Genomic DNA, 19,177 nt, shown 5'->3' with positions numbered 1-19,177 from the left:
CAATCTCATATGAACTTGAACGAGAGCTGATACCGTGACCTTACTCTGGATCTTGCTAATTCCTTTTATCGGCGGCTTGCTCTGCTGGCAGATGGAGCGTCTCGGCGGGCAGTTTGTCCGTTGGGTTGCCCTGCTCTCCATGAGCGCCAGCCTGCTGCTCTCCTGTGCCATCTGGCTAAGTGGTGATTTCTCCCTTGCCACGACCGGCCTCGACAGCGCGGGCGTCTCTGGTGCTGCCTCCGCCTGGGCCGCCGAGTGGCGCCTGCCTTGGATCCCCCGCTTCGGCATCTCTTTGCATCTGGCGGTGGATGGCCTGTCGCTCTTGATGGTGATCCTCACCTGCTTTATCGGAGTACTGGCCATTCTCTGTTCGTGGAAAGAGATCGTGCAGCGCATCGGCTTCTTCCACCTCAACCTGCTCTGGATCCTGGGCGGCGTGCTCGGGGTCTTTATGGCGCTGGACCTGTTCCTCTTCTTCTTCTTCTGGGAGATGATGCTGGTCCCCATGTACTTCCTGATTGCGCTCTGGGGCCATTCGGTCACTGACGGCAAATCACGGATCAACGCCGCGACCAAGTTCTTTATCTACACCCAGGTTTCGGGCCTTATCATGCTGGTGGCCATCATCGGGCTGGTGCTGACCCACCAGCATGCCACCGGAGTCTTCACCTTCAACTATCTGGAGCTGCTCAATACCCCGATGAGCAAGGGCGTTCAGTGGCTGCTGATGCTGGGCTTCTTTATCGCCTTCGCGGTCAAGATGCCACTGGTGCCGCTGCACGGCTGGCTGCCGGATGCCCACAGTCAGGCGCCGACCGCAGGCTCGGTGGATCTCGCCGGTATTTTGCTCAAAACCGCCGCCTACGGTCTGCTGCGTTTTGCCTTGCCGCTCTTCCCCGAGGCGTCCGCCGAGTTTGCCCCCTACGCCATGGTGCTTGGCCTGATCGGTATCGTCTACGGTGCCATCGTGGCCTTTGCCCAGACCGACATCAAACGGCTGGTAGCCTACACCAGCATCTCCCACATGGGTTTTGTGATGATCGCCATCTACTCGGGTAGCGAGCTGGCCCTGCAGGGCGCCGTGGTGCAGATGATCGCCCACGGTCTCTCGGCTGCCGGCCTCTTTATCCTCTGCGGTCAGCTCTACGAGCGGTTGCACACCCGGGATCTGCGCCAGATGGGCGGCCTGTGGGGACGCCTGCGCTATCTGCCCGGCGTGATGCTGTTCTTCTCGGTAGCGTCGCTCGGCATGCCGGGCACCGGCAACTTTGTCGGCGAGTTCCTGATCCTGGTCGGCAGCTTCCAGGTTGCCCCTGTCATCACGGCGGTCGCCACCTTCGGTCTGGTACTGGCCTCGGTCTACTCCCTCATCATGTTGCAGCGCGCCTGCTTTGGCCCCGCCAAGGATGAGAGCATGCTCAAGGGACTGGATCGCCGCGAGCTGACCATGATGATGGTGATCGCGGGCCTGCTGGTTCTGCTTGGCCTCTATCCCCAACCCGTGATTGACACCGCCAGCAGCAGCCTTATCAACGTGCTGCACTGGTATCTGCTGCCGACTGCTGGAGCCCTGCAATGACTTTCTCCGCTTCCCAACTGCTGGCACTGCTTCCCCTGCTGTTGACCACCGGGGCCATGGCGGCCCTGATGCTGGCCATCGCGTGGCGCCGCTGTGTCACTACCGCCTTTACCGTGACCATTGTTGGCCTCAACCTTGCTCTGTTCTCGCTGCCCATCGTGATGGCGCAAGGGGATCAGGGGGTCACCCCGCTGCTGCAAGTGGACAGTTACGCCGTCTTCTACATGGGACTGGTGCTCATCGGCGCCCTGGCCACCTGCACCTTCGGTCAATCGTGGCTGAAAGCCTACCCGGACAACCGGGAGGAGTTCTTCCTGCTGCTGCTGATCGCCACCGCTGGTGGTCTGGTGCTGGCCTGCTCCCGTCACCTCGCCTCTCTCTTTATCGGGATCGAGATGCTGACCCTGCCGATGTTCGGTCTGGTGGGTTACGCCTACCGCGAGCGCCACTCGCTGGAAGCCGCGGTGAAATACATGGTGCTCTCTGCCGCAGCTACCGCCTTCCTGCTGTTTGGCATGGCGCTGCTCTATGCACAGGCAGGCAGCCTGAGCTTTGCAGCCCTGGGGCAGACCCTGGCCGAGAGCCCGGCTCACCACCCGCTGCTGATGGGGGGTTTGGGGTTAATGCTGGTCGGTTTCGCCTTTAAACTCTCCTTGGCCCCCTTCCACCTCTGGACCCCGGATGTCTACGAAGGTGCCCCGGCACCGGTCGCCACCTTCCTCGCCACCGTCAGCAAGGTGGCGGTCTTTGCCGTGCTGCTGCGCTTCTATCTGGCGGTACCGGCGGCGAGCGATCCCATGATCCACTGGCTGCTGGCAGCCATGGCGGTCATCTCCATCCTGGTCGGCAACCTGCTGGCCCTGGTGCAAACCAACATCAAACGGATGCTGGGTTACTCCTCCATCTCCCACTTCGGCTACCTGCTGGCGGTAATCGTGGCGAGCCGATTCGGCCAGATGCCGGTGGAAGCAGCCGGGGTCTACCTGCTGATGTATCTGTTCACCAGCCTGGGTGCCTTTGGGGTGGTGAGCATGATGTCGAGCCCCTATCGCGGCAAGGATGCAGACTCCCTGCACAGCTATCGCGGCTTGTTCTGGAAGCGTCCTTACCTCACAGCCGTGCTGACGGTGATGATGCTCTCCTTGGCAGGCATCCCGATGACCCTCGGCTTTATCGGCAAGTTCTACCTCATCGGCGTCACCGTCGAGGCGCAGCTCTGGTGGCTCTCCGGTGCCATCGTGCTCGGCAGCGCACTGGGTCTCTACTACTACCTCAAGGTGATGGTGACCCTCTATCTGCGCGAACCGGGTATGCAGCAGCGCGATGCCAGCGCCGACTGGGCACTCTCCTCCGGTGGTTTGGTAGTGCTGCTCTCTGCAGCGCTGGTGGTGTTGCTCGGCCTCTACCCACAACCGGTCATCTCTCTGGTACAGGGTTTCCAGAACGTAGTTCTGCAATAATCCCCTTCTCCAAATCAAAACCGGCAGCCTTGGCTGCCGGTTTTTTTTATCCTCATCCTTTCCCCCGAACCCATTTGCAGAGCATGGATCAACTCTCTCCCTCATCAACATACGCTGCGACAAAGCCATTGGCTGACTGGCCACCTCGCTTGCCTAACCCACTCAGTTGCTCCATAAAAAAAACCGGCCAATTGGCCGGTTTCTGTTGTTACGCGCTAGCGCCATCTCTATTAACCCAGACGAACCCGGGCATTGCGGAACATCCGCATCCAGGCACCGTCCTCACCCCAGTTATCAGGGTGCCAGGAGTTGGCCACGGTGCGGAACACCCGCTCCGGGTGCGGCATCATGATGGTGGCGCGACCGTCGGTGGTAGTCACGGCGGTGATGCCGTCCGGCGAGCCATTCGGGTTGGCCGGGTACTGCTCGGTCACGCTGCCGCGGTTGTCGACAAAGCGCAGCCCTACCAGACCGCTCTGCTGTAGTGCGCTCAGGTGAGCGGCATCGCGTACCTCGACACGCCCTTCCCCGTGGGAAACGGCAATGGGCATCACGGAGCCTGCCATCCCCGCGAAGAAGGCCGACGGGGACTCCTGCACCTCAACCAGACTGAAGCGGGCCTCGAAGCGCTCGGAGCGGTTACGTACAAAGCGCGGCCACAGATCGGCGCCCGGGATGAGGTCTCGCAGGTTGGACATCATCTGGCAACCGTTGCAGACACCCAGAGAGAGGGTATCGCCGCGCTCGAAGAAGCGCTGGAACTGCTCGCGGGCGTTGTCGTTGAACAGGATGGACTTGGCCCAGCCTTCCCCCGCCCCCAGCACGTCACCGTAGGAGAAACCGCCACAGGCCACCAGGGTCTGGAACTCCTCCAGCTTGATGCGACCGGAGAGAATGTCGCTCATATGGACATCGACCGCCGCGAAACCGGCACGATCGAACGCCGCCGCCATCTCAACGTGGGAGTTGACCCCCTGCTCGCGCAGCACCGCCAGACGGGGGGAGACCCCGCGGGCAATGTAAGGTGCAGCCACATCCTCGGACGGGTTGTAAGTCAGCTTGGCATGCAGACCCGGATCGGTGGCGTCCTGACGGGCCGCGTGCTCACTGTCGGCGCACGCCGGGTTGTCGCGCAGGCGCTGCATCTGCCAGCTGGTCTCGCCCCAGATGGTGCGAAGGGCGGTACGGCTGGCACGATAGACCTCCTGACCGGCCCGTTGCAGGGTGATGAGATCCCCTTCGCGCACGGTACCGAGCACATGGGAGCAGGCTGCCAGACCGTGGCCGGCCAGCAGGGTCATCACCGCCTCTTTATCTTCACGACGCACCTGAATGACGGCGCCCAGCTCCTCGTTGAACAACGCAGGCAACAGCTCGCCACCGATACGATCGAGCTGGATGTCGAGACCGCAGTGACCAGCAAACGCCATCTCCACCAGAGTGACAAACAGGCCGCCGTCGGAGCGGTCGTGATAGGCGATCAGCTTGCGATCGGCCACCAGCGCCTGAATGGCGTTGAAGAAGCCTTTGAGCTGGACCGGATTGTCGAGATCCGGCGCCTTGTCACCCAACTGGCGATAGACCTGCGCCAACGCAGATGCGCCGAGGCGCTGCTTGCCGTTGCCAAGGTCGATGAGGATAAGGTCGGTTTCACCGAGATCGGTACGCAGTTGTGGCGTAACCGTGTTGCGCACATCTTCGACCCGGGCAAAGGCGGAGATGAGCAGGGAGAGCGGCGAGGTGACGCTGTGCTCCTTGCCATCCTGCTGCCAGCGGGTCTTCATGGACATGGAGTCCTTGCCCACCGGAATGGTGATGCCAAGGGCTGGGCAGAGCTCCTCGCCCACCGCTTTGACCGCCTCATAGAGACCGGCATCTTCCCCCGGGTGACCGGCAGCGGCCATCCAGTTGGCGGAGAGCTTGACCCGCTTCAGCGACCCGATGTGGGCCGGCGCCAGGTTGGTAAGCGCTTCCGCCACCGCCATGCGAGCGGAGGCGGCGTGGGAGAGCAGCGCCACCGGGGTACGCTCGCCCATGGACATGGCTTCGCCGTGATAGCTGTCGTAGGTGGCAGCGGTGACGGCGCAATCGGCCACCGGGATCTGCCAGGGGCCAACCATCTGATCGCGATTGACCAAGCCAGTCACGCTGCGATCGCCGATGGTGATAAGGAAGGACTTCTCCGCCACGGTCGGCAGACGCAGAACCCGCTCGGCTGCGTCACTCAAAGTGATGCCATCGAGCTGGAGCGCTTTGCCCTGTGCAGGCAGAGTCACCACGTCGCGGTGCATCTTGGGGGCCTTGCCGAGCAGCACGTCCAGCGGCAGATCGATGGGCTGGTTGTCAAAGTGGTCGTCAGAGAGGGTCAGATGCTTCTCTTCGGTCGCGGTACCGATGACGGCATAGGGGGCGCGCTCACGCTCGCACAGCGCCTTGAACAGCGGCAGCTTGTCCTGCGCTACCGCCAGGACGTAACGCTCCTGGGATTCGTTGCACCAGATCTCCAGCGGACTCATGCCCGGCTCGTCGCTCTGGATGGCGCGCAGATCGAAACGACCACCGCGCTCACCGTCGTTGACCAGCTCCGGCATGGCGTTGGAGAGACCACCCGCCCCCACATCGTGGATAAAGACGATAGGGTTGTCGTCACCCAGCTGCCAGCAGCGATCGATCACCTCCTGGCAACGGCGCTCCATCTCGGGGTTGTCACGCTGCACCGAGGCAAAGTCGAGATCTTCGGCCGACTGGCCGGAGGCCATGGAGGATGCGGCACCACCGCCCAGACCGATGTTCATCGCCGGGCCGCCCAGCACGATCAGCGCCGCGCCGACCGGGATATCCCCTTTCTGGACATGTTCGGTGCGGATGTTGCCGATGCCGCCTGCCAGCATGATGGGTTTGTGGTAGCCACGCACCTCGACGCCGTTGTGGCTCGGCACCTCCTCTTCGAAGGTACGGAAGTAGCCGAGAATGGCCGGACGGCCGAACTCGTTGTTAAACGCGGCGCCGCCGAGCGGCCCCTCCTGCATGATGTCGAAGGCACTGACGATACGGCTCGGCTTGCCGAAATCCTGCTCCCAGGGCTGCTCGAAGCCGGGAATGCGCAGGTTGGAGACGGAGAAACCGACCAGACCCGCCTTGGGCTTGGCACCGCGACCGGTGGCTCCCTCGTCGCGGATTTCGCCGCCGGAGCCGGTGGCTGCGCCCGGGAACGGGGAGATCGCGGTCGGGTGGTTGTGGGTCTCCACCTTCATCAGGATGTCAACCTGTTCCTGGTGATACTGGTATTCGCCGTTGGCCGGGCTCGGGAAGAAGCGGCCCCCCTGGCTCCCTTCCATCACGGCGGCGTTGTCTTTATAGGCAGAGAGGACATGATCCGGCGTCTGCTCGAAGGTGTTTTTGATCATCTTGAATAGCGACTTGGGCTGCTGCTCGCCATCGATGGTCCAGTCGGCATTGAAGATCTTGTGACGGCAGTGCTCGGAGTTCGCCTGGGCGAACATGTAGAGCTCGATGTCGTTGGGGTTGCGACCCAACTTGGCGAAGTTCTCCACCAGATAGTCGATTTCGTCGTCGGCCAGCGCCAGACCGAGCGCCACGTTGGCGTCGGCCAGGGCTGCGCGACCACCGCCCAGCACATCCACCTGGATGAAGGGGCGCGGCTCGTGGTGAGCAAACAGGGCGGCAGCTTCGCTCATCTCGGCAAACACCACTTCCATCATCCGATCATGGAGCACGGCGGCAATGGCGCTGCGCTGGGCGGCACTCAGCTCACCCTGCCCCTTGATGGTCAGGTAATAGGCAATACCACGCTCCAGCCGCTTAACCTGTTGCAGGCCGCAGTTGTGGGCGATGTCGGTTGCTTTGGAAGACCAGGGGGAGATAGTGCCGGGGCGGGGGGTAACAAGAAACAGCTGACCGCTGGGGGTGTGTTCGGGGATGGTCGGGCCGTAGCGCAAAAGCTGGCCCAAGGTCGCTCGCTCGGGGGGAGAGAGGGGGCTTGTCAGCTCGGCAAAGTGCACGTATTCGGCATAGACATCCTCTATCTCTACTCCGCTCTCTACTCCGCTCTCTACTCCACTCTCGTTTCTCATCTGTGCGAAGCGTTGCAGCAGTTTTTGGACACGAAAATCAGACAGTGCTGGGGCACCACGCAAGATATCCATATGACCTTTCTCACCAAGTTTTAAAGTGGGGGGGAATTGAGACGCGCGTATTATAGGGATCTGGCTCACAGCGGACAAACGTTTTTCTCACTTCGTGCAGTGTGACTCTGCGCACACTCTCTGGTATAAAGGTGCCTCTTTTTTGACAAATGCCGATTTTTTCAACAAAGGTACTCACCTACTTGCGCTGCATTTTTCGACTGTTTATCGGGCTGTTGTTGACGCTGACACTGGTTGGCTGCGACTTCTATAGCCCCTCCAGCCAGCTGGAGCAGATCCGCCAGCGAGGCGAGATCCGGGTTGGCACCATCTATGGTCCCACCTCCTATTACCAGCGTGACGACCTCGCCCAGGGGTTCGATTACGAGCTGGCACAAAATTATGCCGACTGGTTGGGGGTGAAACTCACCATCATCCCGGTCGACACTACTGATCAACTTGTCACCCTGCTGAAAAAGGGCAAACTCGATCTGGCGGCTGCCGCCATCATGGTCACTCCCGAGCGGCGCGAGCTGTTTCGCTTCGGCCCGGGCTTCTACCAGGTCTCCCCCAAACTGGTCTACCGCAACGGCAAACCCAAGCCGGCCTCATTGAACGATATCAAGGGCAAGCTGGTGGTGGCCGCCGGCTCCACCGGGGAAGACCTGCTCAAAGAGATGAGCAAAGAAAATCCGAAACTAGCCTGGAGCACCAGCGACAACGCCGATGTGGAGGAGCTGCTCAAGCAGGTGGTGGATGGCAAGATTGACTACACGGTGGTGCAGGATACCGTGCTGGCCCGTACCCAGCGCTACTACCCGGAGCTCACCGAGGGGCTGACCCTGGCCCAGAAGCAGACCGTTGCCTGGGCCATGAGCAAGCTGCCCGATGACAGCCTCTATGCCAGCGTGATCGACTTCTTCGGTCAGCGCTTTATGGATGGTGCCATCGCCAAGCTGGACGAGAAGTACTTCGGCCACGTGCAGAACTTCGACTTTGTCGATACCCGCACCTTCCTCAAGCGCGCCAAGAGCCTGCTGCCCAAGTACCAGCCGCTGTTCCAGACTCACGCCAAGAATATCGACTGGCGTCTGCTCGCCGCCATCAGCTATCAGGAGTCTCACTGGGACCCGCAGGCCCGCTCTTACACCGGCGTGCGCGGCATGATGATGCTGACCGAGCCCACCGCCAAGGCAATGGGAGTCAACGACCGGCTTCATCCGGAAGAGAGCATCAAAGGTGGCTCCCTCTATCTGCAACAGATGATGGAGAAGGTGCCGGATTCGGTGCCCGATGACGAGAAGGTGTGGTTTGCCCTCACCGCCTACAACATCGGTTACGGCCACATGATGGATGCCCGCCGCCTGACCAAAGAGCTCGGCAAGAATCCCGACGCCTGGAGCGACGTGAAAGAGGTGCTGCCGCTGCTGCAACAGGCGCGCTGGCACCGCAAGGTACGTTACGGCTATGCCCGTGGCAGCGAGGCGCGTAACTATGTCAACAACGTGCGCCAGTATTACCAGAGTCTGCTCTGGCTCGACAACGAGCAGCAGAAGGCACATCAGCGGGAGAGTCTCGACAACGACAGCGAGCCCGAGCTGGCCGAGCGCCCCACCGCCATCGCCGAAGTGGTCAATCAGATCACCATGCGCTAACCAGCCATTATTCGGCTGTTTTCACGCAAACTTCTCTGTTACCATCGATTCACATCGGAGCCTATCCGAAATCGCATTGTTTTCATTATGTTGAGAGATTAAATAACAGCAATTTCGGATGGGCTCCATCAATGACCCAAGGCCGGGATGGCCACCTGAGTTGGGAGGAGACCAAGATGCAAAAACGTAGAAAAATCAGTCTGGTCAGAAAAGCGAAGTGCAGCTGGAGCCCCAGACGCAAACTCAAGCTTAATGACATCAAGCGCAACCTGTGGCGCAGAAATCGATCCTATACCCTGCTTATTGCAGAGCACACAGCATAAACCCGGCATTCGCCGGGTTTTTTTATCTTCTTTCTCACCTGATTATCGTCTTACACCAGCGCCGCCTTGAACTGTACCGTCCGCTTGGAGATCAGCGAGTTGCAGTGGTTGCAGAAGTAATCCACCGCGCCGCACGCCTTGAGACGCTCCAGCTCCTGCTGGCAGGTGGGGCAGATGGCCGTGACGCGGACATTGGCCTGACACTGGCCACAGGTTTGCTCCTTGCTGCGGGTATCCAGTTCAGCCTGGCATGACGGGCAAAACAGGGCTTCCATAATCAACTCCTCGAAAAGTGGATCTGCCATGGTCTTGTTCCATGGCAGATCCCCCTCCCCTTATTCCTCACCTTAACATGGCGAGGATAACAAAGCGGCTGCCGGTGAGGGCAGCCGCAAGGGCTTATTTCTTATTTCTTCTTCATTTTCAGCAGGCGTTTGCGCTGACGTTCCTGACTCAGGGTCATGGTGTTCTTCTTCCCTTCAAACGGGTTGACCGACTCCTGGAACTCGACCCGGATCGGCGAGCCCATGATCTTGAGGGACTTGCGGAAGTAGTTGATCAAATACCGCTTGTAGGAGTCCGGCAAGTCGTTCAACTGGTTGCCGTGGATCACGATGCGCGGCGGGTTGTAGCCACCGGCGTGGGCATACTTGAGCTTGACGCGGCGACCATTGACCATCGGCGGCTGGTGATCTTCCTGCGCCATCTGCATGATGCGGGTCAGCATGGCCGTGCTGGTACGACGGGTGGCGGACTGGTAAGCCTCCTGAATGGATTCAAACAGATGGCCGACACCGCTGCCGTGCAGGGCGGAGATGAAGTGAACGCGGGCGAAGTCGATGAAGCCCAAGCGACGATCCAGCTCGTTCTTCACATCCTCTTTCACCTTCTGATCCAGACCATCCCACTTGTTCACCACCAGCACCACGGAGCGACCGGCGTGGAGCACATAGCCAAGGATGCTCAAGTCCTGATCGGTGATGGTCTCCTGGGCGTCGATCACCAGCAGGCAAACGTTGGCATCTTCGATAGCTTTCAGGGTCTTGATAACGGAGAACTTCTCCACCGTCTCGTGCACCTTGCCACGACGACGCACACCGGCGGTATCGATGACCACATACTTCTGCTCGTCACGCTCCATCGGAATGTAAACGGAGTCACGGGTGGTGCCGGGCATGTCATAGACGATGACCCGATCTTCACCCAGCATACGGTTGGTCAGGGTAGATTTACCGACGTTGGGACGACCAACGATGGCGAACTTGATAGGCAGGTCGGCGAACGGGGTCTCCTTGGTGTCCTCTTTGGTATCGAGTTCACCGGCAGCCACCATGCGCAGCAGGGCTTCTTCGTCGAAGTCCTCCTCTTCCTCATCCTGCGCATCTTCATCGGTAGCGGAGTCGACCAGGGTCTCCAGATGGGGAGCCAGGGCCAGTTCCAGCAGGCTCAGCACGCCACGACCGTGGGCGGCCGCGATCTGGTAGACCTCGCCCAGCGCCAGACCGTAGAACTCGGAGACCGCGGAATCACCGTCGATACCGTCGGTCTTGTTGGCCACCAGAAATACCTTCTTGTGGGCCTTGCGCAGGTGCTCGGCGATGGCTTGATCCGCCGCGGTCAGACCGGCACGGGCATCCACCATGAACAGCACGACGTCCGCTTCTTCGATGGCCAGCAGGGATTGCTCGGCCATCTTCAGCTCGATCCCCTCTTCGGTGCCATCGATACCGCCGGTATCGACCACGATAAATTCCAGCTCGCCCAACTTCGCCTGACCGTATTTACGGTCCCGGGTCAGACCGGGAAAATCGGCAACCAGGGCATCCCGAGTACGGGTCAAGCGGTTAAACAGGGTGGATTTCCCCACGTTGGGGCGGCCCACCAGGGCTACTACAGGAGTCATAAAAGCCTCATTCTCAAGACGACAAAGGCTCCGGGTCCGAAGACCAGGAGCCGGATATTCACATTATCGGACGATCAAGGACGCTTGAGGGCGTACAACTTGCCGTCACGGCTCTGCACATACAGGGTCTCGCCATCCACCAGCGGGGCGGCATAGAGACCACTGCTATCGAGCTGCTGCATCGCCTTGATGGTACCGTCGGTACGATCAAGCCAATACAGGTATCCTTCCACATCACCCACCACCACATAGTCACCGAAGATGACAGGTGCAGTGACGGTACGATTTTCCAGCTGGGTGTTTGACCACAGCTCCAGACCGTTGCGACGGTCGATGGCAAACAGATGGCTGCGACTGTCGGTCAGCACGATGGCATTGCCGGTCATCGCCAGATCGCGATAGCCGGAATACTTGCGCTTCCACACTTCATCGCCGGTCATCAGTTTGCGCGCCATCAGCTGACCGTTGTAGGCGATGGCGTAGAGCTCATCACCGGCAATCAGCGGGCTGGCATCGACGTCAACCATACGGTCCAGCTCGGTGGCACCGCGCGGATCAGCCACCTTGGACTGGCGCACAGGCTGGCCGTTGCTCAGCAGGGCGATGCCCACCTTGCCATCGGCACGACCGTAAATCACGGCGCCGTTGGTGATCACCGGTGCACCGGCACTGCGCAGGGTCAGCGGCGGCTGCTCTTCGGAGAGCGACCACTGCATCTTGCCTTCATCAGTGTCGAGGGCGATCAGGCGACCGGAGGTGGTCAACACCACCACGCGGCCATCTTCCACCGCGGGGCTTGCCACCACTTCACCGGGCACATTGGTCTGCCACAGCACTTCGCCATTCTCTTCGTTGAGGGCGTAGACCACCCCGTTCTCGGAGCCGAGGAACAGCTTGCCGTAACGGGAGACCAGACCACCCGAGAGGCGGGCGCTGCGCTTGTCGGCGTTAACCGGCAGGTCTGCCAGATCGACAGTCCAGAGGCGATCGCCACTGGCACGGTCAAAGGCGCTGACATCGCCGTCGCGGGCCGCCGCATAGATACGATCCTCTTCCACCACCGGCTTGAGCTGGGAGTAGAAGTCACCGATGCCATCACCCACAGTGGATGACCATGCGGTGTCGGCCGTGAAGGCAGATTCAACCTTGGGCAGCGGCGCCATCGGGTTCAAATCCTCTTCGGAACTGAACAGGGAGCAACCCTGCAGAGCGAAGGAGACCGCAGCCCCCAGCGCCACCATCTTGAATAAATTACGCATCCGGTGCCTCACCAGTCGCAACGGCCGGCAGGGCCAGATCGTCCATTTTCAGCTTGAGCTCGGCGCTACCCTGCAGGCCGCCGGCATCCGCCGCCGCCTGATAGGCATCACGAGCCTCTTCGGTCTTGCCCTGCTTTTGCAGCACATCACCACGGGCTTCGGCTACCTGCGCCTTGAAGGCGTCATTCTGGATGGTCGCCAGCTTGGCCAGTGCTTCATCTGCCTTGCCCTGATCATTCAGTACACGGGCCAGACGCAGCGCCGCGATGGGACGAATGCTCTCGTCACCCGTGGTCGCCACCAGCTCCAGCTGCTCGGCAGCCAGATCCAGCTTGCCCGCCTTGACGGCAGCGGCAGCCAGTTGCAACGCGGCCAGTTCACCGTAGGAGTCACCCTTGTTGGCGGTGACAAACTGCTGTGCCTGCTCGAAACCGGCGGCATCGCCCTTGGCCAGCTGCTCAATCACCTGGTTGTAAGAGTGGGAGGAGGCCTCCATGGTCTCTTGCTGGTGCTGGTTGTAATAGCGCCAGCCGAACAGACCGACCAGACCGATCACGGTCCCGGCAATCACCGAGGTTCCGTTCTCTTTCCACCACTCCTTGATAACCTCAACCTGTTGTTCTTCGGTGGTATAGACTTCCACAGCTTACTCTCCTTTGGCTGCCAGCAGGGCAATGGCGGCGTCAACCTTGACGGTATGTTGCTCGGCCTGACCACGCAGATATTTGATAGTGATCTCCCCGTTTTGCACCTCGGTCTCACCAAGGATCAGGGCGATTGCCGCGCCGCTCTTGTCGGCACGTTTGAGTTGTTTCTTGAAGTTGCCACCACCGCAGTGGCTCATCAGGCGCAGGTCCGGCAGGGCATCGCGCAGACGCTCGGCCAGCTGGAAGCCAGCCTGTTCGGTCCCCTCGCCCACCATCGCCAGATAGACATCCACCGCCGGGCGGATATCGGCGTTGAGCTCGAGGGTCTCCAGCATCAGCACCAGACGCTCCATGCCCATGGCAAAGCCTACGGCCGGGGTCGGTTGACCGCCCAGCTGCTCCACCAGACCATCGTAGCGGCCACCGGCACAGACGGTGCCCTGGGCACCCAGACTGCTGGTGACCCACTCGAACACGGTCAGGTTGTAGTAGTCAAGACCACGCACCAGACGCTCGTTCACTTCGTATTTGATACCGGCAGACTCGAGCAGGCGCTTGAGTCCCTCGAAGTGGGCCAGGCTCTCTTCGCCCAGATGGTCGAACAGACGCGGGGCATCTGCCAGAATGGCCTGCACCTTTTCATCCTTGGAGTCGAGCACCCGCAGCGGGTTGCTGTACATGCGGCGCTGGCTCTCTTCGTCCAGCTGATCCTTGTACTGCTCCAGATAGGCCACCAGCGCATCGCGGTAAGCGGCGCGCTCGGCGCTCTGACCCAAGGTGTTGAGCTGCAGGGTGACATGCTCGCTGATGCCAAACAGACGCCACAGACGGTGTGTCAGCATGATCAGCTCAGCGTCGATGTCCGGCCCGTTGATGCCAAACAGCTCGACACCGAACTGGTGGAACTGGCGATAACGGCCCTTCTGGGGACGCTCGTGACGGAACATGGGGCCCATGTACCACATCCGGCGTTCCTGGTTGTAGAGCAGACCGTGTTCAATGCCGGCACGGACGCAGCTGGCGGTCCCTTCCGGACGCAGGCTCAGGCTGTCGCCGTTGCGATCTTCAAAGGTGTACATCTCTTTTTCGACCACGTCGGTCACTTCACCGATGGCGCGCTTGAACAGATGAGTCTGCTCGACAATCGGCATGCGCACTTCGCTGTAGCCATAGCTGGCAACGACCTGGCGCAGGATCTGTTCAACCTTCTGCCATACCGGGCTCTGCTCCGGCAGGCAATCATTCATACCGCGAATAGCTTGGATCTGTTTTGCCACGTTGATACTCGAGAAAAAGAGGTAAAATTTGGCCGCATTATAGGGATTTTCCCCCCCAAGGTAAAATCAGGGAATCCGGATGCGGGATTTAAAATCAGTCACCTGGAAACAGGGCCACCCAATGTGGCCCTGTTTCGCTCACTCCTTGTCCATCGGGATCCGGTTGGCGGGATCCAGCATGGCGGCGCGGGCACGAATGCGGCGCTCCAGAGTTGGAATGAGATCCTTGTTATCGAGCCGATCGACCCGCTGGCCCCCCTCATAGAAGGCACTCTTGTTGGCGGCCCCCGCCAGACCAAGGTCGGAGACCAGTGCTTCGCCCGGCCCATTCACCACACAGCCGATGATGGAAACATCCATCGGGGTGATGATGTCTTCGAGCCGCTCTTCCAGAGCATTGACGGTGGCGATCACATCGAACTCCTGCCGTGAGCAGGATGGGCAAGCGATAAAGTTGATGCCACGGGAGCGAATACGCAGGGATTTGAGGATATCGAAACCGACCTTCACCTCCTCCACAGGATCCGCCGCCAGCGAGATACGCAGGGTATCGCCGATGCCGTCGGTGAGCAGCATGCCCAGACCGATGGCAGACTTCACCGCGCCGGCACGGAAACCGCCCGCTTCGGTGATGCCAAGGTGCAGCGGCTGCTCGATCTGCTTGGCCAGCAGGCGATAGGCACCGACTGCCAGGAACACATCGGAGGCCTTGACGCTCACCTTGAAATCCTGGAAATCGAGACGATCGAGATAGTCCACGTGACGCATGGCGGACTCTACCAGCGCCTCTGGGGTCGGCTCGCCGTACTTCTCCTGGATATCTTTCTCCAGCGACCCGCCATTGACCCCGATACGGATCGGGATATTGAGGTCGCGCGCGCAATCGACCACCGAGCGCACCCGCTGCTCGTTGCCGATGTTGCCCGGGTTGATACGCAGGCAGTCGGCACCGTACTCCGCCACTTTCAGGGCGATGCGATAGTCGAAGTGGATATCGGCAACGATGGGGATGCGGGTCTGCTGTTTGATGAGCCGGAAGGCTTCCGCCGCTTCCATGGTGGGCACGGAGACACGGACGATATCGGCACCGACCCGCTCGATCCGCTGGATCTGCTCGATGGTGGCGGCGACATCTGTGGTCTTGGTGTTGGTCATGGTCTGCACGGTAATGGGGGCATCGCCCCCAACCGGTACATTACCAACCATGATCTGTCTGGATTTACGACGAATGATGGGTGATTCGTGAGAAGACATGGGAAACAGATTACTCCTGCGGCAGTGAGAAGCGGGCTGTACGACCGTTGTTGTAACGGCTCATATCAAACGACTGACCCTTGTAGTCAAGCTTGACGGCCATGGGCGCGCCAATGATGAACTTCAGGGGCTCGGCGCCTTCCAGCACCAGCTCGTCGTTGGCCTTCTTCAGACCACTGAACAGGGTCTTGCCGTTGGCATCCTTAACATCCAGCCAGCAATCGGCGGTGAAGCTCATCTTCAGTTGCGGCGCAGTCGCCGGATCAACGACAGCCTCTTCAGATTCGGTGCCATTGGAGCCGGATACTGCAGCATCGGTCGCAGTGCCGACAGCCGCACTGACATCGGTCGGGGCAACAGCCGCAGAAGCAGGCGCCAGGGTAGCAGTCGCATCGGAGACCACTGCTGGGGCAGCCACGTCCGTGGCGGCCGGTGCGATGGTAGCGCCTTCCACCGGAGCGGTGTTGATCGCATCGGGCGGCGTGATGGCAGGTTCAGCCGGAGTCGAACCGGTTGCACTCATCTCGGTGGCTGCCAGCGCTTCATCACCGGCGGAGCGACGGGAAGTACTCTGCCACCACCAGGCGACCGAGAGCGCAATCAACACCAGGATCACCAGCCAGGTCACCACCTTGAGCCGACTGTCGTTGGCTTGCTGGCGGGAGCGACGGGAGAAGCTCTGCATGTCGATATTGTCGGGAGGAGTCAGACCCAGCTTGTCGTAAGCGGCCAGAATGGTCTCGTCGGGGATCCCGACCAGCTTGGCATAGGTACGCAAATAACCCCGAATAAAGGTATGGGAGGTGTGCTTGTCGTAGGTATCCGATTCGATAGCGGCGATCAGGGTCAGACGAAGGTGAATGCGGGACGCAACCTGTTCTCGTGTCCAGCCAAGCTGTTCACGGGCATTGCGCAGCAATTGGCCTGGGCCTACTGCCTGGGAGTCGTCTTGGAAATCGTGTTGCTGTTCAATAGTCATTGGCTAAATAACGCTTGGCTTGTTGCGAAGTGGGATATTGCCTTACCAGCTCAGTCCCGAATTGGTGAAGTAATGCCGGCTTGTCCATCGCCTGTGCCAGCCGAAGTCTCAACCAGAGACTCTCCTCGTTCTCGTCTGACACATCGGCAAAACGGGCGAGGTAGGACTGCACATCAGGCAGCTTGCCATCTTTCATGGAAAGCTCGGCCAAGTCCAGCAATAACCCTGGATTGCGGGGATTATACCCCAAGGCCAGGCGATAGTACTCGCCTGCTTTATCATTTCTGCGATTTTGCAGCGCACAAAGTGCCGCATTTTCATAGGTATCGGCAATTTTTACATAGCCTGGCTGAATAACAGCCTGGTTGAACGCCTGATCTGCCTCGGCATACCTGCCGCGATCACAGAGGAAGGCACCATAGTTGTTCATTGCGTCAGCATTGGACGGATCCATGGCAAGGGCGTTCTTGTAATGGGTCTCGGCTGCCTTGAAATCTCCTACCTTCTGGTAAAAGTAGGCAAAACCGATCTGGATCTGGGGGTTGGAGGGGTCATACTGGAGGGCGCGGTCAAGATTGAACTTGGCCTGCTCGGCATTGCCCTGACGCAGGTACTGGATACCCAGGTCGAGGCGGGTTTGGGCAGCCGCCTTGAGGTCAGGCCCCACTTCACGCTGGGTCGAATTCTGGCCAGCGTAAGTGGTCTCGGTCACACAGCCTGGCAGCGCACAGAGCGCTGCCACTACGATCAATGTACGTGTATCCATTCCCTGTCTATACAATGGCTTAGCATTTAAACCATTTTGACGGAAATCCCATCCTGTTGCATCCGATTTTTGATAGTTCGCTTGGTACGGTCAATCACGTCACCCACCAGCTGACCACAGGCAGCATCGATGTCATCACCACGGGTCTTGCGGACAATCACGGTGAAACCGTACTCCATCAACACCTTGGAGAAGCGATCGATACGGCTGTTGCTCGGCTTGCCATAAGGGTTGCCCGGGAAGGGGTTGAACGGGATCAGGTTGATCTTGCTCGGAGTGTCCTTGAGCACCTTGGCCAGCTCGTGAGCATGCTGCATATCGTCATTGATATGATCGAGCAGCACATACTCGACGGTCACCCGACCACCGTTGGCATTGGATTTGGCCAGGTAACGACGGACACCGGCGAGGAACTCCTCGATGTTGTACTTGTCGTTGATCGGCATGATCTCTGAACGCAACTTGTCGTTCGGGGCGTGCAGGGAGATAGCCAGCGCCACGTCGATCTGGTCGCCCAGCTTGTCCAGCGCAGGTACCACGCCAGAGGTGGAGATGGTCACCCGACGCTTGGAGATACCAAAGCCGTAGTCATCCATCATCAGACGCATGGCGGGTACCACGTTGGCGAGGTTGAGCAGCGGCTCGCCCATCCCCATCATCACCACGTTGGTGATGGGACGCTTGCCACCGACCACGCGGGCCGCACGCCACACCTGACCGATGATCTCAGAGACTTTCAGATTGCGGTTGAAGCCTTGTTGAGCCGTGGAGCAGAACTTGCACTCCAGCGCACAGCCAACTTGAGAGGAGACGCAGAGGGTCGCGCGGTCATCTTCCGGGATGTAGACGGTCTCTACCTCCTGATCGCCCACCTGCAGAGCCCACTTGATGGTGCCATCGGCAGAGCGCTGCTCGCGGCTGATCTCGGGCGCCTTGATCTCGGCGATCGCCTTGAGGCGCTCTTTGAGCACCTTGTTGACGTTGGTCATCTGATCGAAATCATCACACCCAAAGTGATAGATCCACTTCATGACCTGATCTGCCCGGAATGGCTTCTCGCCCAGTTCGACGAAAAAGGCACGCATGGCATCCCGATCAAGATCCAGCAGGTTGATTTTTGTTTCGCTCATCAATGGCCTCAGTTCAAACACTTCATCAATTATTGGCTGACGACGTCAGGGGGCGGCATTGTACAAATAATGGGTCTGGCTTTCCACCTGGAGAATAGAGGGATATTGCGTAAACGGCGAAAACAACAAAGGGAGCCGAGGCTCCCTTGGGTCATCATCCACAAAAATCAGCCGCGCGGGCAGATCTCGTTGTCAGAGAAGAAGTAGGCAATTTCGCGGGCAGCGGATGCAGGTGCATCGGAGCCATGCACTGCGTTGCGATCGATGCTCTCGGCATAACAGGCACGCAAGGTACCAGCCAGCGCCTCTTTCGGGTTGGTCGCACCCATGATCTCGCGATTGCGACGGATGGCGTCTTCCCCTTCCAGCACCTGCACCATGACAGGGCCAGAGGTCATGAAGCTGACCAGATTGTCATAAAAAGGCTTGCCCTGATGCTCGGCATAGAAACCGGCAGCCTGTTCACTGCTCATGTGCAGCATTTTGGATGCCACCACTTTCAAGCCTGCGCTTTCGAAACGGCTATAGATGGCACCGATCAGGTTCTTGCTGACAGCATCCGGTTTGACGATAGAGAAGGTACGTTCGATGGCCATTGATATCTTTCCTTAACTACAGAGTTTTATTGTTAGAATCCATGTTCGCTGGCGATTATACGTAAACAAAAACCGGAAAAACACACAAACAAGCAACTTTTTATTAAACATCACTCCCTTGCAATCAACATCCACACTCATCTTGACCGAGCAGAGCCGGAAAATATGTGCGCTTGCGCACGATAGTTACCTTAAGCCGCCAAA

General features: G+C 59.6%; 14 protein-coding genes. 3 read left to right on the top strand and 11 right to left on the bottom strand.

The window, feature by feature from the left end; all coding sequences use genetic code 11:
* The first annotated feature begins 34 nt into the window (after positions 1-34).
* Positions 35-1,579: an NADH-quinone oxidoreductase subunit M gene (gene nuoM, locus ACTG2T_RS18200; RefSeq protein WP_005337249.1), complete on the top strand. Its 1,545-nt coding sequence runs from the start codon at positions 35-37 to the stop codon at positions 1,577-1,579.
* Positions 1,576-3,039, top strand: coding sequence for an NADH-quinone oxidoreductase subunit NuoN (gene nuoN / locus ACTG2T_RS18195; RefSeq protein ID WP_330124521.1), 1,464 nt, complete (start codon positions 1,576-1,578; stop codon positions 3,037-3,039). Before nuoM ends, nuoN begins: the two co-directional genes overlap by 4 nt.
* A gap of 230 nt (positions 3,040-3,269) precedes the next feature.
* Here the strand turns inward: nuoN and purL are convergent, their stop codons facing one another.
* Complete coding sequence (gene purL / locus ACTG2T_RS18190) at positions 3,270-7,205, bottom strand: phosphoribosylformylglycinamidine synthase (RefSeq protein ID WP_330124520.1); 3,936 nt, start codon at positions 7,203-7,205, stop codon at positions 3,270-3,272.
* A gap of 149 nt (positions 7,206-7,354) precedes the next feature.
* Between purL and mltF the strand changes: the two genes are divergently transcribed.
* A complete protein-coding gene (gene mltF, locus ACTG2T_RS18185) occupies positions 7,355-8,839 on the top strand; it encodes a membrane-bound lytic murein transglycosylase MltF (RefSeq protein WP_005344877.1) in 1,485 nt (494 codons plus the stop codon).
* A gap of 373 nt (positions 8,840-9,212) precedes the next feature.
* Here the strand turns inward: mltF and ACTG2T_RS18180 are convergent, their stop codons facing one another.
* The 10 genes from ACTG2T_RS18180 to ndk form a co-directional block, all read right to left on the bottom strand.
* Positions 9,213-9,437: a zinc ribbon domain-containing protein gene (locus ACTG2T_RS18180; protein WP_307896631.1), complete on the bottom strand. Its 225-nt coding sequence runs from the start codon at positions 9,435-9,437 to the stop codon at positions 9,213-9,215.
* A 131-nt stretch (positions 9,438-9,568) separates the two neighbouring features.
* Positions 9,569-11,065, bottom strand: a complete 1,497-nt coding sequence (gene der / locus ACTG2T_RS18175; RefSeq protein ID WP_005333794.1) for a ribosome biogenesis GTPase Der — start codon at positions 11,063-11,065, stop codon at positions 9,569-9,571.
* A gap of 74 nt (positions 11,066-11,139) precedes the next feature.
* Complete coding sequence (gene bamB / locus ACTG2T_RS18170) at positions 11,140-12,324, bottom strand: outer membrane protein assembly factor BamB (RefSeq protein ID WP_005333796.1); 1,185 nt, start codon at positions 12,322-12,324, stop codon at positions 11,140-11,142.
* A complete protein-coding gene (locus ACTG2T_RS18165; protein WP_236341807.1) occupies positions 12,317-12,967 on the bottom strand; it encodes a YfgM family protein in 651 nt (216 codons plus the stop codon). The genes bamB and ACTG2T_RS18165 overlap by 8 nt, the downstream gene beginning before the upstream one ends.
* A 3-nt stretch (positions 12,968-12,970) precedes the next feature.
* On the bottom strand, positions 12,971-14,248 hold the full coding sequence (gene hisS, locus ACTG2T_RS18160; protein WP_330124519.1) for a histidine--tRNA ligase: 1,278 nt from the start codon (positions 14,246-14,248) through the stop codon (positions 12,971-12,973).
* Positions 14,249-14,386: 138 nt separating this feature from the next.
* Positions 14,387-15,502 carry a flavodoxin-dependent (E)-4-hydroxy-3-methylbut-2-enyl-diphosphate synthase gene (gene ispG / locus ACTG2T_RS18155; RefSeq protein ID WP_005333801.1) on the bottom strand — a complete coding sequence of 372 codons (1,116 nt, stop codon included), beginning with the start codon at positions 15,500-15,502 and terminating at the stop codon, positions 14,387-14,389.
* 10 nt (positions 15,503-15,512) lie between these two features.
* A complete protein-coding gene (gene rodZ / locus ACTG2T_RS18150) occupies positions 15,513-16,481 on the bottom strand; it encodes a cytoskeleton protein RodZ (RefSeq protein ID WP_330124518.1) in 969 nt (322 codons plus the stop codon).
* Positions 16,471-17,262, bottom strand: coding sequence for a PilW family type IVa pilus biogenesis/stability lipoprotein TapF (tapF, locus tag ACTG2T_RS18145; RefSeq protein ID WP_085943024.1), 792 nt, complete (start codon positions 17,260-17,262; stop codon positions 16,471-16,473). The genes rodZ and tapF overlap by 11 nt, the downstream gene beginning before the upstream one ends.
* 11 nt (positions 17,263-17,273) lie before the next feature.
* The gene (locus ACTG2T_RS18140; RefSeq protein WP_005344856.1) at positions 17,274-18,377 is read right to left on the bottom strand and encodes a bifunctional tRNA (adenosine(37)-C2)-methyltransferase TrmG/ribosomal RNA large subunit methyltransferase RlmN; all 1,104 of its coding nucleotides are present in this window, start codon (positions 18,375-18,377) and stop codon (positions 17,274-17,276) included.
* A gap of 167 nt (positions 18,378-18,544) precedes the next feature.
* Positions 18,545-18,973, bottom strand: coding sequence for a nucleoside-diphosphate kinase (gene ndk / locus ACTG2T_RS18135; protein WP_005333805.1), 429 nt, complete (start codon positions 18,971-18,973; stop codon positions 18,545-18,547).
* Between the last annotated feature and the right edge of the window lie 204 nt (positions 18,974-19,177).

Origin of the sequence: Aeromonas sp. 75A (genome assembly GCF_051919425.1) — a bacterium.
In the GTDB taxonomy this organism is placed as follows: domain Bacteria; phylum Pseudomonadota; class Gammaproteobacteria; order Enterobacterales; family Aeromonadaceae; genus Aeromonas; species Aeromonas veronii.
Note: the sequence above shows the minus strand (reverse complement) of the source record. Positions and strands in the feature narration are given on the sequence as shown.

What these genes read in the sequence shown, in the direction of transcription:
- ndk (WP_005333805.1), bottom strand. Translation starts at nt 18,973, where the DNA reads ATGGCCATCGAACGTACCTTCTCTATCGTCAAACCGGATGCTGTCAGC.
- ispG (WP_005333801.1), bottom strand. Translation starts at nt 15,502, where the DNA reads ATGTCTTCTCACGAATCACCCATCATTCGTCGTAAATCCAGACAGATC.
- purL (WP_330124520.1), bottom strand. Translation starts at nt 7,205, where the DNA reads ATGGATATCTTGCGTGGTGCCCCAGCACTGTCTGATTTTCGTGTCCAA.
- mltF (WP_005344877.1), top strand. Translation starts at nt 7,355, where the DNA reads ATGCCGATTTTTTCAACAAAGGTACTCACCTACTTGCGCTGCATTTTT.
- rodZ (WP_330124518.1), bottom strand. Translation starts at nt 16,481, where the DNA reads ATGACTATTGAACAGCAACACGATTTCCAAGACGACTCCCAGGCAGTA.
- nuoN (WP_330124521.1), top strand. Translation starts at nt 1,576, where the DNA reads ATGACTTTCTCCGCTTCCCAACTGCTGGCACTGCTTCCCCTGCTGTTG.
- der (WP_005333794.1), bottom strand. Translation starts at nt 11,065, where the DNA reads ATGACTCCTGTAGTAGCCCTGGTGGGCCGCCCCAACGTGGGGAAATCC.
- ACTG2T_RS18140 (WP_005344856.1), bottom strand. Translation starts at nt 18,377, where the DNA reads ATGAGCGAAACAAAAATCAACCTGCTGGATCTTGATCGGGATGCCATG.
- bamB (WP_005333796.1), bottom strand. Translation starts at nt 12,324, where the DNA reads ATGCGTAATTTATTCAAGATGGTGGCGCTGGGGGCTGCGGTCTCCTTC.
- ACTG2T_RS18180 (WP_307896631.1), bottom strand. Translation starts at nt 9,437, where the DNA reads ATGGAAGCCCTGTTTTGCCCGTCATGCCAGGCTGAACTGGATACCCGC.